Genomic DNA, 14,719 nt, shown 5'->3' with positions numbered 1-14,719 from the left:
GCTATTTCCGGAGATGTCTATTGTAAATTGATAAACAATAGGAAAAAATTATATTTGGTGGCAAGCAAGATAAGTTTTCTTATGGTTGAAGGGTTGGAAATGTGGTATTATGGTACACGTGTCGAGTTATTTACAAGAAGGATGACTATAGCTATGTTGCTTAGACATCGTCCCTCCTTTCCTCCCGAAGCTAAATCGGCGGTCTCCAGGAGAGAAGAAAGATGAAACCAGGCTTGAAACGGATTGAGGCAACTTTACATGATTTAGGGATCCGTAATCCTGAGTCACTATCAGCAAAATCCCCAGCTAAAAAACGACCTTTCTCCTTTAGGGTTAGCTTGGGTAGCGATACTACCCAGTTAAACAACACCGGTCAAGAAACTGTTGATATAAACAGCAATAAAAAAATCAACTCCCAACTTCAAGAGCACATATCATCTTCAGTCCCAACCTTCCCTACCCAAGATATTGACAGCAAAACTCCGGACTTACCTAAATTCAAAACCCCTAGTTTTAGTAATCATAGACACAGTGCCAATCCTGGGTTTACAATCGGTCTTTTGCAAGAGATACAACAAACCGTGGTAGCTTGGCAGGGTGAGTTAGAAATAATTCTCCAGCAAATTCAAGATATTTACTTAGAAGGTCAGGTGATTAATGGTTGGCTAGAATCCAATACCCAACCAATGGAAGGAACTGCAACCCTGCGTCATGGGGAAATTGAAGCTATTTTGGACTATGTACAGAAGATTTCTCAGTCAGAAGTGACAGTCAACCAATCATCTCGCACAGACTATCGTCTTTGTGGTGTGGATGCTAATGGTCAACTTTGGTCACGTCCTTGTTCTGTAGAAGAAGTTCCTAGTATTAGCATAGCTATAGCACGCTACCAAAAGTTACGCCATCTCCTGGGACGTAAACTCTATTTAGAGAGTCGTTTGACTAAGTTATCTGAAACATTGGTTGATTTGCAGGGTGGTTTAAAATAGATATAGAATCTCCACCGCCCTTTTAGGGCGGTCATTCTTGTTTATCAAACTAAAATCCTAAGAACAGAGATATTTTTTCCCACCAGGAAGTATGGAAATCACATCCTGCAATTTTACCCCAAAAACCTTGGCAAAACACTCAGCTACCCGGGGACGTACTGCTAAACAGTCAATATCGGGAATCCACTCAGCTAAACTGGCAACCTTTTTATCTTTAATCCCACAAGGTACAATCTTTTCAAAACCTGTCATGTCAGGACAAACATTTAAAGCAAACCCGTGCATAGTTACCCAACGACTGACTTTAATCCCTATAGCAGCAACTTTTTTTCCTTCTACCCAAACACCCGTTAAACCGGAGATCCTTTCCCCTACTAAACCATAACTGGCTAAAACATCAATTAATACCTGCTCCAGTTGGCGCAAGTACCAATGTAGGTCTTGACTATAACGACGCAAGTTTAAAATCGGATACCCTACCAGTTGTCCTGGACAGTGGTAGGTCACTTCCCCACCTCTTTCTACTCGATGCACGTTATACTCACTTTTGTCAAGATCAAATTTGAGAAAGTTAGGATCTGCACCCTGTCCCAAGGTGTAGACTGGAGGGTGTTCTACCAGAATAATTACATCCTCTAAATCACTATTCTCAATCCGCTCCTGGAGTAACTGTCTTTGCCATACAAGAACATCAAGGTATGGTGTTAACCCCCTATTATACAATAAACAACGATGTGGGTAGATTGGCGAATTATCACTCATGACTAAATAAAGAACTAAATAAATAGACTATATAGACCTTTACAGGGCGATCGCTCTATTTACCAGCAGTCAGGACAAAAAAATGTCAAGTAATGCAAAGTATTTTAAAGTAAAGTCAACGAAGTAACTTTCTTACAGAAAAGGTGTTAACCTAAACATATAGAATATATAACCTCAAAGATGTTGGGAGGAATAATCGGCAATCAGCGTCTCTTAATATGTGGGAGCGTAATTTTAGATCTCCACGATTTAAGAAAATAAACAAGTTTAGCGGGAGAGTTTACATGAACCTTGTCATCCACGGCAAAAATATTGAAATCACCGATGCAATACGTGAGTATGTACATCAAAAAATTGAAAAAGCAGTTAGTCACTTTCAAAACATCACAAATCAGGTAGATATACACCTAAGTGTTGCTCGCAATCCTAGAATTAGTACCAAGCAAGCAGCAGAAGTAACAATTTACGCTAATGGTAGTGTGATTAGAGCGGAAGAGAGCAGTGAGAGTCTATATGCGAGTATAGATTTGGTAGCGGATAAAATAGCACGTCAGTTGCGTAAGTATAAAGAGAGAAGGCAAGAGCATAAAACCCAGCCCATACCCACAAATGAAGCATTAGTTCCTGAACCAGTGACCGATTTAATAGCTGGTCGAACTCCTGAACTACCTGGTGAGGTAGTAAGAACCAAGTATTTTTCTATGCCACCTATGACTCTGGCCCAGGCGCAGGAACAGTTACAGTTGGTGGGACATGATTTTTACATGTTCCGCAATGCGGAGAGTGGAGAAATCAATGTGATCTATGAACGTAATCATGGTGGATATGGGGTAATTCAACCCCGTAACGGAAATGGACACACCAACGGTAAAACCGCTAGCACTTCTGAAAAGTCTAAAGTAGTGCACTAGGGAGAATTGTGGAGACTGGTGATAGGGTAAATAATTCACCCATCACCAATCAATATTATTGTTATATGGAAGAAAGCTGTTGGAGTTTTTTCAGGCTTTCTTGAACGTGACCGTTAAAGTTTAGCATAGAGTCAAACACATATTGCACAATGCCATTTTGATCGATGATATAGGTTACCCGACCAGGTATGAAACCAAAAGCAGTGGTTGCTCCGTATTGTTTTCTAACTTGATCGCCTGGATCGCTCAATAGGGTAAAAGGCAAATTGTATTTGGTTGCGAATCTTTGGTGAGACTCCCTAGAGTCACCACTGATACCGATGACCTCCGCGCCAGCAGTTTTAAATACTTCATATTGGTCTCGGAAGGCGCAAGATTCCGCAGTGCAACCGGGGGTGTCGTCCTTAGGGTAAAAATAGAGGACGACCACCTTTTTGCCGCGAAAATCTCTCAAGCTGATGGTAGAGCCATTTTGAGAAGTTAGACTAAATTCTGGTGCAGAATCCCCGATTTTGATGGACATATTTAAAAGTTAACTAGACTGATTAAAATTCTACAATATAATCTTCATAATCTTCCCGGTTTCTAACCGCTCATTAATGTCTACCCAAACCTACCCAGACCTTAACAATCTTGGTAGGTCGAACAGCAGCCAACCCCAAAATAATATAATCTCTATGCGTCTAATCTCTTTAGATGTTTTTCGTGGCTTGACAATTGCAATGATGATTATTGCTAATATGGCAGGTGTTGTACCAGACGTCTATCCTTTTCTTTCCCATGCACCATGGAACGGTTGTACGCCAACGGACTTGGTTTTTCCCTTTTTTTTATTTATTGTTGGGGTGGCTATGAGCTTCTCCCTATCTAAATATAGTTTGGAGAGTAAGTTAGATAATTTGGTTTATTTCAATTTGTGCCGTCGTGCAGTAATACTATTTACTTTAGGACTGCTACTAAACGGTTTTTGGAATCAAGGCGTTGGCAGTTTTGATTTACAAAGTTTACGAGTGATGGGGGTATTGCAAAGAATTGGTTTAGCCTACTTGTTTGCTTCTTTAATAGTTTTAAAATTACCAGAAAAAACTCAATGGGCATTGGCAGGAATACTGCTGATATTTTATTGGTTGACCATGATGTATATTCCTGTTCCTGATTATGGTGCGGGTATGCTCACCCAAGAGGGAAATTTCGGGGCGTTTATTGATAGATTAATTATTGCTAAACCCCATTTATATGCAGGAGATGGGTTTAACTTCAGGGGTGATCCAGAAGGGTTGTTTAGTACCATTCCCGCAATAGTCAATGTTCTCTTTGGGTATTTTGCCGGACAATGGATAAGAAAAAGCACCATTAACTCCCATACTAGTATGGATTTAGTCCTGTGGGGACTATGTAGTTTAGTCGTGGGTATGATTTGGGATGGTCTATTTCCCATTAATAAAAAACTCTGGACAAGTTCCTACGTTTTGTTTAGTACTGGTTGGGGGTTAGTTTTTTTGGCAGCGTGTTACGATCTAATAGAGGTGAGAAAAATTAAACGTTGGAGTAAAGGATTTGAAATTATTGGACTAAATGCGATCGCCCTGTTTGTTGCATCAGTTTTTCTCATTAAAGTCACCGTAAAATTGAAAATTGGTGAAGGAGATAATGCCATAAGCGTATACAATTGGATTTACCGCAATCTGTTTGCTTCCTGGGTAGGTAATACCAACGGCTCATTTTTATTTGCACTTGCTACCCTATCATTGTGGTACGGTCTAGCATTTTTCATGTATCGACAACGTTGGTTTATCAAAGTATAGGGAATACGGAATAAAGTGGAGGTATAACCATGGAAGTGAAAGAACTACTAAATAGATACGCTAGGGGAGAAAGAAACTTCAATGGTATTTGCTTGCGAGCAGTCAATCTCAGGGGGGTTAATTTAGGTGGTATTGACTTTGCTAGAGCAGATCTAAGTTGGTCCGATATGACGGGAATTTCCCTGAGTGGAGCGAATTTAAGCCAAGCCAATCTGCGAGGTGCAAAACTAGAAAATGCCCATTTATCGGAAGTAATTTTGTGCGGAGCTGATTTGACACAGGCTATACTAATCAATGCTCATTTAAATGAGTCCGATCTTAGTGGAGCATTACTAGTAGATGCCAATTTGTGTGATGCTGATTTACATCAAGCATCAATCACAGCTGCCAACTTACAAAGCGCCAAATTGAATGGCGCAAAAATGGGCGGTGTGCGGATGTGGAAAGCTGACCTACAAGGAGCGGATCTAACCGGTGCGGATTTAAGTGAAGCCAACATGTGTGAAGTGAACTTGTCCATGGCAAATTTAAGTGCTACGGACATGAGTGAAACTTTTTTAACCGGTGCGATTATGCCAGATGGTAGTCTTCACAGTTAGTCCTGCGCTCGGGATAATATAAGTGATTAAACAGGTGACCATAGGAAAGGTAAGTACGGAGGTGACCTTAGAAATTATCCATAGAGTTGAATTAACTTCTGATATTGTCATTGCTAAAGATTAGATTGATCTACCCCTAGTTACTGACCATGATGCAGTATCCCGATTTAGAAAAAGAATTAAAAAAATACTTTGGTTATGACCAATTTCGTCCCGGACAAAGACAAATTATAGAAGATGCACTAGAAAACCGTGATTTAATGGTAGTTATGCCCACGGGAGGTGGAAAATCCCTATGTTTCCAATTACCAGCTCTTTTGAAACCAGGTTTAACAGTTGTAGTATCTCCCCTGATAGCATTAATGCAAGATCAGGTGGAAGCACTAAGAAATAATAATATTTCTGCCACTCTTATTAATAGCAGTCTCACTACTTATCAAGTTCGCTCTCGGGAAGAAGCGATCATGAATGGTAAGGTGAAATTATTATATGTAGCTCCAGAAAGATTAGTGAGCGAGAGATTTTTGCCCATTTTAGATGTGGTTAAAGAAAAATTTGGCCTGGCTAACTTTGTTATTGATGAAGCCCATTGTGTTTCTGAGTGGGGTCATGATTTTCGTCCAGAATATAGACAATTAATCTTGTTGAGGAAGCGATTTTCTCATGTTCCCACCATAGCTCTAACCGCAACTGCTACCGATAGAGTGAGAGCTGATATCATCCAACAGTTGGGATTGAAACAACCAGCGGTTCACATTGCTAGTTTTAACCGACAGAACCTGTACTATGAAGTGCGGCCTAAAAATAGAAATTCCTATGGGGAAATATTAGAAATTATTAAAGAAAATGAGGGTTCGGGAATTATTTACTGTCTAACCCGTAAGAACGTAGATGAACTAACCTTAAAACTACAGAATAGTCAAATTGCTGCTTTACCCTATCATGCAGGTTTAGTTGATCACGAAAGAGCCAAAAACCAAACTCGATTTATCCGTGATGATGTGCGAATTATGGTGGCAACTATTGCCTTTGGCATGGGTATTAATAAACCTGATGTACGGTTTGTCATTCACTGTGACTTGCCCAGAAATTTAGAAAGTTATTATCAGGAGTCAGGTCGCGCTGGAAGAGACGGGGAACCCTCTCGATGCACCTTATTTTTTAGTTTTGGTGATGTGAAAACCATTGAATGGAGTATAGGTAAGAAAACCGATCCCCAAGAACAGCTGATTGCTAAACAGCAGTTAAGACAAGTGATAGATTATGCTGAAGGAACGGACTGTAGACGCACAATTCAATTGGGGTATTTTGGGGAAAGATTTCCTGGTAGTTGTGCTAATTGTGATAATTGCCGTTATCCCAAACCCTTGCAAGATTGGACTGTGGAAGCAATGAAGTTTTTATCTTGTGTAGCACGATGTCAGGAAAAATATGGTATGAATTATATTATTGATGTGTTAAGAGGGACGAAAAATCAAAAAATTTCTTTGCATAAACATGATCAACTTTCTACCTATGGTATCGGGAAAGATAAAACAGCAGATGAATGGAAAATGTTATGCAGATCTTTGTTGCACCAAGGGTTATTGGAACAAACTAATGATGGCTATTCGGTGTTAAAATTAAATGCTTTAAGTTGGGAGGTGATGCGAAAACAACGACAAGTTTCAATTGCTGCTCCCGTATATCAAAAGGCTGATTTGGTCGCTGTTAATACTAAGGCTTTAGATATAGAAGCTCTGATGAATGAACTCAGACAGCTACGAAAACAAATTGCTGACGAACTGGGTTTAGCTCCCTATATTATTTTTCAAGATTCGACCTTACGACTAATGGCCCAAATCAAACCCAGAACTCTAGAAGAGTTAGGACAAATTTCTGGGGTGGTTAGTTATAAGGTCAACCAATATGGAGAAAGGTTTTTGGCAGTTATTCAATCCTATATTCAAGAACAAAGTTGGCAACCACCAAAAAAGAGTGATGATGATCTAATAACTAATACAGAATCAACTACCTTGGAATTGCACCAGCAAGGATTCACTATTGAACAAATTGCCCAAAAACGGAATATGAAAACTGCCACCATTATTCGTCATCTGTCAGACCTGATAGAAAAAAAACAACCTGTTGATTTGAATTTGTTAATACCTTTGGATAGACAAAAGAAAATTTGGCAGGTCATAGATGTTTTGGGTGACATTAATTTAACCCCCATTCGAGATTATTTGGGTGATAGTTATACCTATAATGAGATTCGCTTAGTCAGAGCTAGATGGCGAAGGGAAAATCGTAAAAATCTATCCCCTAAATAGGGTTTTAAGCCACAGTTTTTAAAAACTACTGTTGGAGTAGGAAAAGCCATCTCTTGTACTGCTTCCCTTGCAGTATGGGATTTGGGGGTTTTGGTTTGCTCTCTATTCTGTTCTTATGAATGGGAAACACAATTGAGATCAGTTTAGGCAAAACCATGCAAGCAACTGCGTTGAATAACGTAAAAGTGACGACATCCATTAGACTCATAGATGATTCCCCCTTAATTTGGTCTTTATTGCCTCGATTTGCCTAAAATTTAGACATTATTTAATCATCAACCATAATTCTAAGATTAGACCAACCATTTAGTTTTAAATTTCTTTTATGACCTATAAGTAAATTAAATGATTTGAGCTATGTAGGTTGGAATGTCCCTAATTGAAGGATTTACGAGTTTTTGTGTCACTACTTCCATGAATTTTTCAGTTTCTCATGTTCCCGGTAAGAAGAACATCGCTCACAAAACTGGGGACTAAACTTGCACCATTGACTACCTGTTAATTTATAAACTGTACAATAAGGAAAACTCGTGATTCCACTGTGGTTTCTATCCCTCTCAAGATGATTATTTTTTCCAGATGAGAACAAAGATAAAAATTTGGGTAAAATCAAGCAAATAACAGCACTAACAATACTGGCTAATAGCCCCCCAATTATAACTATTATTAATCACCTCCTTCATTAGTTTAGATTTCCACCCAAAAACCACTACCCCACTATTATATAATATGCCATCATAAACTATTTCTGTATACCATTTGTCAATTATGCAACTTCAGCCTCCTTTTTTATCTACCTTTACAGATCGAGAAAAAAAGGCAATACAAGATTTGACTAGTTATTCTGGTATCCATTCCTTACCAGAAATATGGCCATTAGCAGCTCAACATTTTCGCGATATCACTGCTCTATATAACCCCCATAGCAAACCAGAGGTCAAAATCACCTACTCCCAATTGTGGGATCAAATCCAGCGTTTTGCCATAGGTTTACAGGTCTTGGGGGTAAACAAAAATGATGATGATCCCCACCCCCCACGCATTGCTCTCATAGCAGATAATAGTCCCCGTTGGTTTATTGCAGACCAAGGTATTATGACTGCTGGAGCAGTGAATGCAGTTCGTAGCTCCCAAGCTGAAAAGAATGAATTACTATACATTATCTCCCACAGTGGTAGTACGGTTGTGGTAGTTGAAGATGTTAAAACGTTAAATAAGCTAGAACCTGATTTGGCTGAGCTACCAATTAAGCTGGTCATTTTACTTTCTGATGAAACGGATATGCCTGAGTGGAATACCTTGCCTATTATAGAAACCTATTCGGTGATGAATTTTACTCAGCTGTTAAATCTGGCTAATGATCATACTTTGACTCCTGTCACAATTGCTGGTCATGTTTTAGCAACCTTGATTTACACTTCCGGAACTACGGGTAAACCCAAGGGTGTTATGCTTTCCCATAACAACTTATTACATCAGGTTCAAACCCTGGGAACTATAGTTCAACCCCAACCTGGTGATGTGGCTTTAAGCATTTTACCAACCTGGCACAGTTATGAGCGCAGTGGCGAATATTTTTTACTTTCTCAAGGTTGTACACAAATATATACAAATTTGAGAATGATTAAAGAAGACCTAAAAAGGTTTAGACCTAACTTTATGATTGCCGTGCCCAGACTGTGGGAGTCAATTTATGAAGGGGTGCAAAAGCAGTTCCGTAGCCAACCAGTGAAAAAACAAAAACTAATTCAATTCTTGCTGAAAATGGGTCAAGAATATATTTTCGCTCGACGTGTTGCCCAGGGATTAAGTTTAGAGCATATTGGTGCTTCAGAATGGATAAGATGGGCAGCAAAAATTAAGCAATTAGTCTTATCACCATTACAAATATTGGGAGAAAAGTTAGTTTATGCTAAAGTGCGAGAAGCTACAGGAGGAAAAATCAAGCAGGTGATTAGTGGAGGTGGGGCACTGCCTAGACATATAGACAACTTCTTTGAAATTATCGGGGTGGAGATTTTACAGGGTTATGGATTGACGGAAACTTCACCGGTCACTAATGCTCGTCGTATCTGGAGAAATTTACGCGGATCCTCGGGACAACCAATAGCAGGAACTCAGGTGAAGATAGTTCACCAAGAAACAAAAGACCCTCTATCTCCAGGGAAAATTGGCTTAGTTCTACTTAAAGGTCCCCAGGTGATGGAGGGCTATTATCAGAATTTGGAAGCTACAAGACAGGTTATTGACAATGATGGTTGGTTTAATAGCGGTGATTTAGGTTGGGTAACACCTGAAAATGACTTGGTGCTAACTGGTAGAGCTAAGGATACTATTGTATTAAGCAATGGTGAAAATATTGAACCCCAACCTATAGAAGATGCTTGCTTGCGATCGCCCTATATTGACCAAATTATGCTGGTAGGACAAGATCAGCGCAGTCTTGGTGCTTTAATAGTTCCTAACCTGGATGCTTTGGAAAAATGGGCGGAAGTTGAGAATATCAATTTACCTACTCAGGATGATTCCACGGAAAATGAAGATCAAAAAATCGGTCAAAAAATTGACTTAGAGAACAAAATAATTCAGGATTTATATCGGAAGGAATTAAATAGGGAGGTGCAAAATCGTCCAGGTTATAGGGTTGATGACCGCATTGGGCCCTTTAAGCTAATCCCGGAACCCTTTTCCATGGAAAATGGCATGATGACCCAAACCATGAAAATTCGTCGTCATGTTGTGGCACAAAAGTATGGTGATACTATTGACAGCATGTTTGTCAAGTAGGTCTAATTAAAAACAATTACAAACTAGTTAGGGTAAACCTATAATCTTTATGGAACTATCGAATCTGGAATTAATGCTCAAACGTGTTGTTAACGTGAAGGTGATTGTAACTCCACTATGGAAAGAGGAAGTACAACAACAATTGCAAGAACAGATCAACCAAACAGATCAGCAGTTGCAACAACTTGACATGGAAGGACAAAGAACAATTAGTGTTATTCAAAAACAGAGTCTGCAACCCCCCGGTCCCCAAACTCTACAACAAATCGACAATGTTCAACTACAAATTAACCAGAAGAAAAGCGAGTTGTTGGAACAGAAGAACCAATTATTGCAAAACCTTCAGCAAGTACAGTATTTGGATTTGGAGCAGGAGGTCAATCAGTTTCAAATGGAAAGTTTTTTCCAGGTGAAAACTGGTGATAATCTGATTAGTAAAATGCAGGTTGAAATCGTTCTTCGTGATGGTGTGATTGAAGAGATTCGTGGTGAAGTCTAATCACAGTCCTGACTAAGATCATCCTGGGTTAGATCCTGAGAAAAACAATCTCTTTGGGATCCAGCCCAGATCACCTCCCATACTTGTGGTGAATTTACTAACAGCGATCGCCCAAAGCGACTCATTTCAACACGATATTTAGTGGTGTTGACCACGCTATTTTTAGCTGGTGAGGGTTTGATAATTGTAACCAAGGCCTGATTAGGTTGGGGATACACTACCTGCACTTGTATTTTTTTATGAGACTCTTTACCTTCATCAATCATATTTAAAGCTATAGTAGCAGGGTCACTTCCTATCAAAAGAGAATTTACTGTTTCTAAAGGAATTATGTGGTAATCAGAACGTTCCAAGTTTATTCGTGCTTCATCGGGATTTATTTGCTTAGGGATTATTTGTGGCTGTCCATGGGCGGATAGGGTCAACCTTATAGAAGGTTGATGCTGAATCCAATAAAGTCCAGCAGTACTAATGAAAGTACCTAGGGCAAAAATTAAAAAAAACTTGAGTCTTGCTAACATGGTTGTGTGTGTGAGAAAGCGGAAGACAGTAACTTGTATCAGAGTGGGTGGCCCAACACGACTATAAGTCAATTAGGATCTCCCATTATTGAACCACCCATTGCACCATACAATTTACTATATGGATATTTCACACCAAGTTTAAGTTCCCGTTAAGTCCCAGTTAAGTTCCACCCTGACCTAAATGTTTGGCGAAAAATTCCCTTGGTGAGCTACAATTTGATTTGGGAACATACGTTAAATTCCACTCAAAAAATTACCAAATTGATTCTAAAGCCACCATTATGAGCATTCATGAAGTATTTATGCCAGCCCTAAGTTCCACCATGACGGAAGGAAAAATAGTCTCTTGGGTCAAATCACCAGGAGATAAAGTGGAAAAAGGTGAAACAGTGGTGGTTGTTGAGTCAGATAAGGCTGATATGGATGTAGAGTCTTTTTATGAAGGATTTCTAGCCCATATTCTCGTTCAAGCTGGTGAAACTGCTCCCGTTGGCGCAGCGATCGCTTATGTGGCCGAAACCCAAGAAGAAATTACCAGTGCTAAGATTCTTGGAGGTGGAGCTAGTGCGGTGACACCCACTTCCCCAGTAGCACCGGTAAGTGCCTCTGTGGTTCCAGTACCTATAACAGTTTCCCAAAACGGGTCAAATCATCAACAGGGTAGGTTAGTGGTTTCTCCTCGCGCTCGTAAGCTGGCTAAGGAACTCAAGGTTGATTTAAATAATCTCCAAGGTAGTGGTCCTTATGGTCGAATCATTGCGGGAGACATAGAAGCTGCTGTGGGCAAACAACCCACTAGCCCTGTTATCAGTACCATTCCTACTATTCCATCTACCCCACCAGCTATACCAACAAAATCAGTACCATCCGTGGTTAATTCTGGTCAAGTAGTACCATTAACTACTTTACAGAATGCCGTGGTACGTAACATGATGTCCAGCCTATCTGTACCTACATTTCATGTTGGCTATACCATTACCACTGATGGTCTAGATAAGCTGTACAAGCAAATCAAATCCAAGGGCGTAACCATGACAGCCCTTTTAGCTAAAGCTGTAGCAGTTACCTTACAAAAACATCCTTTACTTAATGCCAGTTATTCAGAACAAGGAATTGTCCATCACCCCCAGATTAATGTTTCTGTAGCTGTGGCCATGGATGATGGTGGTTTAATTACCCCGGTTTTACAGAATGCGGATCAAATAGATATTTACTCCCTGTCGCGGAACTGGAAATCTTTAGTAGATAGAGCTAGAGCTAAACAACTGCAACCCGAGGAGTACAGCACGGGTACATTTACTATCTCTAATTTGGGTATGTTCGGTGTGGATACCTTTGATGCGATTTTGCCACCGGGACAAGGTGCCATTTTAGCAGTTGGAGCTGGGCGTTCCCAAGTTGTAGCTACTGGAGATGGTTCATTTGCTCTCAGACAACAAATGAAGGTGAATATTACCTGTGACCACCGAATTATTTACGGTGCCCATGCAGCTGCTTTCCTCCAGGATTTGGCAAAGTTGATTGAAACCGATCCCCAATCTCTCACAGTTTAGTTCTTAATAGTTTAGAGACGTTGGGTATTCAACTGCAACGTCTCTATAATTATAATTAGAGTGGGAACTAGTTCCTACCTAGCCATTTTTGACCGTTGAGACGGTAAACTAGACGGGATACCAGCAAGTCAAGGGTGATCTTACGCTCGTCTATTAAGAAGGACTCCAGCGTGCTGGGTTTTTTCCCTTCATGACAGGAAAACCCCTTTTTACCTTGAATGTCTTGGTCGGGAAAGTAAACATTAAACTGTTTAGACCCGTTTTGCCAAGAACCAATGATTTGCCAACACTCCTGGGAAGAATCAAAACCAACAATGGCATATTTCTGCTTGGCAAAGGTCAATTTTACGTCAGAAATACCTTCCTGGGCGATCGCTTTTTGTAAAGCAGGTAAGTAGTGTTCTTGCATAAACTCCTCAAATGGCTTATCTTCCACTGCTGGGGGTTTTTCTTTTTTAGCTACGGGTTTTTGGTTTGTTTCTTCCACCATCACATTGTCCTCTATTGTGTCCATACTTATATTTATTATTCCATATCAATCCGTTTGCTTACCAAAAAAACCACCCTAGGAAATGGGTGGCATTTTGAATGTTTAGGCAGGTGTTAGAAAAATCACTTGATTAAGGCTAGACACATACTGGCCAAAACCGCACCAATCATATAAAACACGCCCACCACCTGCAATTCAGACCAACCAGATAATTCCAGATGATGGTGTAAAGGAGCCATCTTGAATAATCGCTTGCCCTTGCCATCCGGTCCCTTAGTTGCTTTGTAGTAACTCACCTGTGCCATTACAGATAGAGTTTCTACAAAAAATATTCCACTTAAAATAAACAGTCCTACCAAATTATTAGTTAAAAGGGCCACTGCACCTAAAGCACCGCCTAAAGCGAGGGAACCAGTGTCACCCATGAAAACTCGAGCGGGATTGCGATTATGAGCTAAAAATCCCAGACAACTACCACTCACCGCTGCACAGAAGATCATTAAACTGGGTGCGGTGGGAGCAATCAACGCTCCTAAACCCAAAATGGCGATCGCCACTGTTCCCCCAGCTAACCCATCAACTCCATCAGTCAAATTAGTAGCATTGCTTTCCGCGACTAGCACAAAGGTAGCTAAGGGCCAAAACATGAATCCTAAAGGTAAAGAAAAACCCACCCAGGGCAAAACTATATTTGTTATACTAAAGTCTCCCCTTAAAATCATCCACACACAAAAACCAATGGCAAAAACAATTTGTAAAATCAATTTTGTTTTGGGGGATATACCCTTGTTGGATTTCCTCAGCAGGATTTGCCAATCGTCTATCCAACCTATGGTTCCGTAAGCAAGTGTTAAAGCGGAAACAGCCAATACATCTTTAGCAAAATTGGAAAGCACACAAGCTACTAGCAGGGCCACGGGTATGAAAAATACACCACCCATGGTGGGAGTACCCGCCTTCTTTAAATGGGCCTTGGGTCCATCTTCTCGAATAATTTGCCCAGTTTTTAACGCTTGCAACAGTGGCACAAACCATAAACCAGCTACTGCACTACCCAAAGCACTCAGTAAAAATGGCATGGTTAAAGAGTTGGATTGCCAAAAAGCCCTATTTCCTAGACCATCTACAACTAGGGTGGCACAAGTCATAGCTGCTGCTAAAACCGATGCTAACCCGATCCCGGAAATACTCAATCCTTGGTTGGGAGATAATTTTGCGTCCACAGAAATTTTTCCTTCACTCCACACTTAAAAAAATTCAAACGTTTAACCTTGGTCACCAGGAAGAATAAAACCTATCCTAATCTAAGTTGATATTACTATCATCCATAGTCAAAATGGTAAATTCCATTCTCTTCAATACAAAAAAGCCAATGAATTGGTAATGCTTTATGTTGGTCTCCTTTAAAGAAAACTCATAAATCACTGCTCCATTCCTAGTTAAGTAGGGAGGAACGAGACCCATGCGGGTGTTGGGTTTCATACTTCA

At 40.1% G+C, this 14,719-nt stretch carries 13 protein-coding genes; 8 read left to right on the top strand and 5 right to left on the bottom strand.

Translation table 11 applies throughout. The annotated features are described in order from the left end of the window. Positions 1–221 precede the first annotated feature (221 nt). Positions 222–989, top strand: a complete 768-nt coding sequence (locus C6N34_RS04320; RefSeq protein ID WP_057178520.1) for a hypothetical protein — start codon at positions 222–224, stop codon at positions 987–989. 57 nt (positions 990–1,046) lie between these two features. Here C6N34_RS04320 and lipB read toward each other — a convergent pair whose 3' ends face one another. Next, on the bottom strand, positions 1,047–1,751 hold the full coding sequence (lipB, locus tag C6N34_RS04315) for a lipoyl(octanoyl) transferase LipB (RefSeq protein ID WP_115538583.1): 705 nt from the start codon (positions 1,749–1,751) through the stop codon (positions 1,047–1,049). Positions 1,752–2,035: 284 nt separating this feature from the next. Between lipB and hpf the strand changes: the two genes are divergently transcribed. Further along, complete coding sequence (gene hpf / locus C6N34_RS04310) at positions 2,036–2,662, top strand: ribosome hibernation-promoting factor, HPF/YfiA family (RefSeq protein WP_006275849.1); 627 nt, start codon at positions 2,036–2,038, stop codon at positions 2,660–2,662. 61 nt (positions 2,663–2,723) lie between these two features. Here the strand turns inward: hpf and C6N34_RS04305 are convergent, their stop codons facing one another. After that, a complete protein-coding gene (locus tag C6N34_RS04305) occupies positions 2,724–3,185 on the bottom strand; it encodes a peroxiredoxin (RefSeq protein ID WP_057178524.1) in 462 nt (153 codons plus the stop codon). A 154-nt stretch (positions 3,186–3,339) separates the two neighbouring features. Here C6N34_RS04305 and C6N34_RS04300 point away from each other — a divergent pair, with 154 nt between their 5' ends. From C6N34_RS04300 to C6N34_RS04280, 5 genes are all read left to right on the top strand, one after another. After that, on the top strand, positions 3,340–4,467 hold the full coding sequence (locus C6N34_RS04300) for an acyltransferase family protein (protein WP_057178525.1): 1,128 nt from the start codon (positions 3,340–3,342) through the stop codon (positions 4,465–4,467). Between the two features lie 29 nt (positions 4,468–4,496). After that, positions 4,497–5,066: a pentapeptide repeat-containing protein gene (locus tag C6N34_RS04295; RefSeq protein ID WP_115538584.1), complete on the top strand. Its 570-nt coding sequence runs from the start codon at positions 4,497–4,499 to the stop codon at positions 5,064–5,066. A gap of 149 nt (positions 5,067–5,215) precedes the next feature. Beyond that, positions 5,216–7,378, top strand: a complete 2,163-nt coding sequence (gene recQ / locus C6N34_RS04290) for a DNA helicase RecQ (protein ID WP_181407019.1) — start codon at positions 5,216–5,218, stop codon at positions 7,376–7,378. Between the two features lie 768 nt (positions 7,379–8,146). Beyond that, positions 8,147–10,165, top strand: a complete 2,019-nt coding sequence (locus C6N34_RS04285) for an AMP-dependent synthetase/ligase (protein WP_181407020.1) — start codon at positions 8,147–8,149, stop codon at positions 10,163–10,165. A gap of 49 nt (positions 10,166–10,214) precedes the next feature. Next, positions 10,215–10,664 carry a YlqD family protein gene (locus tag C6N34_RS04280; RefSeq protein WP_006275857.1) on the top strand — a complete coding sequence of 150 codons (450 nt, stop codon included), beginning with the start codon at positions 10,215–10,217 and terminating at the stop codon, positions 10,662–10,664. Here the strand turns inward: C6N34_RS04280 and C6N34_RS04275 are convergent. Further along, positions 10,661–11,257 (bottom strand): hypothetical protein, encoded by a 597-nt coding sequence (locus tag C6N34_RS04275; protein WP_115538586.1) that lies wholly within the window; start codon positions 11,255–11,257, stop codon positions 10,661–10,663. The genes C6N34_RS04280 and C6N34_RS04275 overlap by 4 nt on opposite strands. Before the next feature lie 212 nt (positions 11,258–11,469). Between C6N34_RS04275 and C6N34_RS04270 the strand changes: the two genes are divergently transcribed. After that, on the top strand, positions 11,470–12,741 hold the full coding sequence (locus tag C6N34_RS04270; RefSeq protein ID WP_057178604.1) for a dihydrolipoamide acetyltransferase family protein: 1,272 nt from the start codon (positions 11,470–11,472) through the stop codon (positions 12,739–12,741). A gap of 67 nt (positions 12,742–12,808) precedes the next feature. Here the strand turns inward: C6N34_RS04270 and C6N34_RS04265 are convergent, their stop codons facing one another. Together C6N34_RS04265 and mraY are read right to left on the bottom strand one after the other, a co-directional pair. Further along, positions 12,809–13,255: a DUF2996 domain-containing protein gene (locus C6N34_RS04265; RefSeq protein ID WP_057178530.1), complete on the bottom strand. Its 447-nt coding sequence runs from the start codon at positions 13,253–13,255 to the stop codon at positions 12,809–12,811. Between the two features lie 98 nt (positions 13,256–13,353). Next, a complete protein-coding gene (gene mraY / locus C6N34_RS04260) occupies positions 13,354–14,454 on the bottom strand; it encodes a phospho-N-acetylmuramoyl-pentapeptide-transferase (RefSeq protein WP_115538591.1) in 1,101 nt (366 codons plus the stop codon). Between the last annotated feature and the right edge of the window lie 265 nt (positions 14,455–14,719).

Source organism: Cylindrospermopsis raciborskii Cr2010 (genome assembly GCF_003367075.2).
Taxonomy (GTDB): domain Bacteria; phylum Cyanobacteriota; class Cyanobacteriia; order Cyanobacteriales; family Nostocaceae; genus Raphidiopsis; species Raphidiopsis raciborskii.
This window is presented reverse-complemented; position numbering and strand designations above follow the sequence as displayed.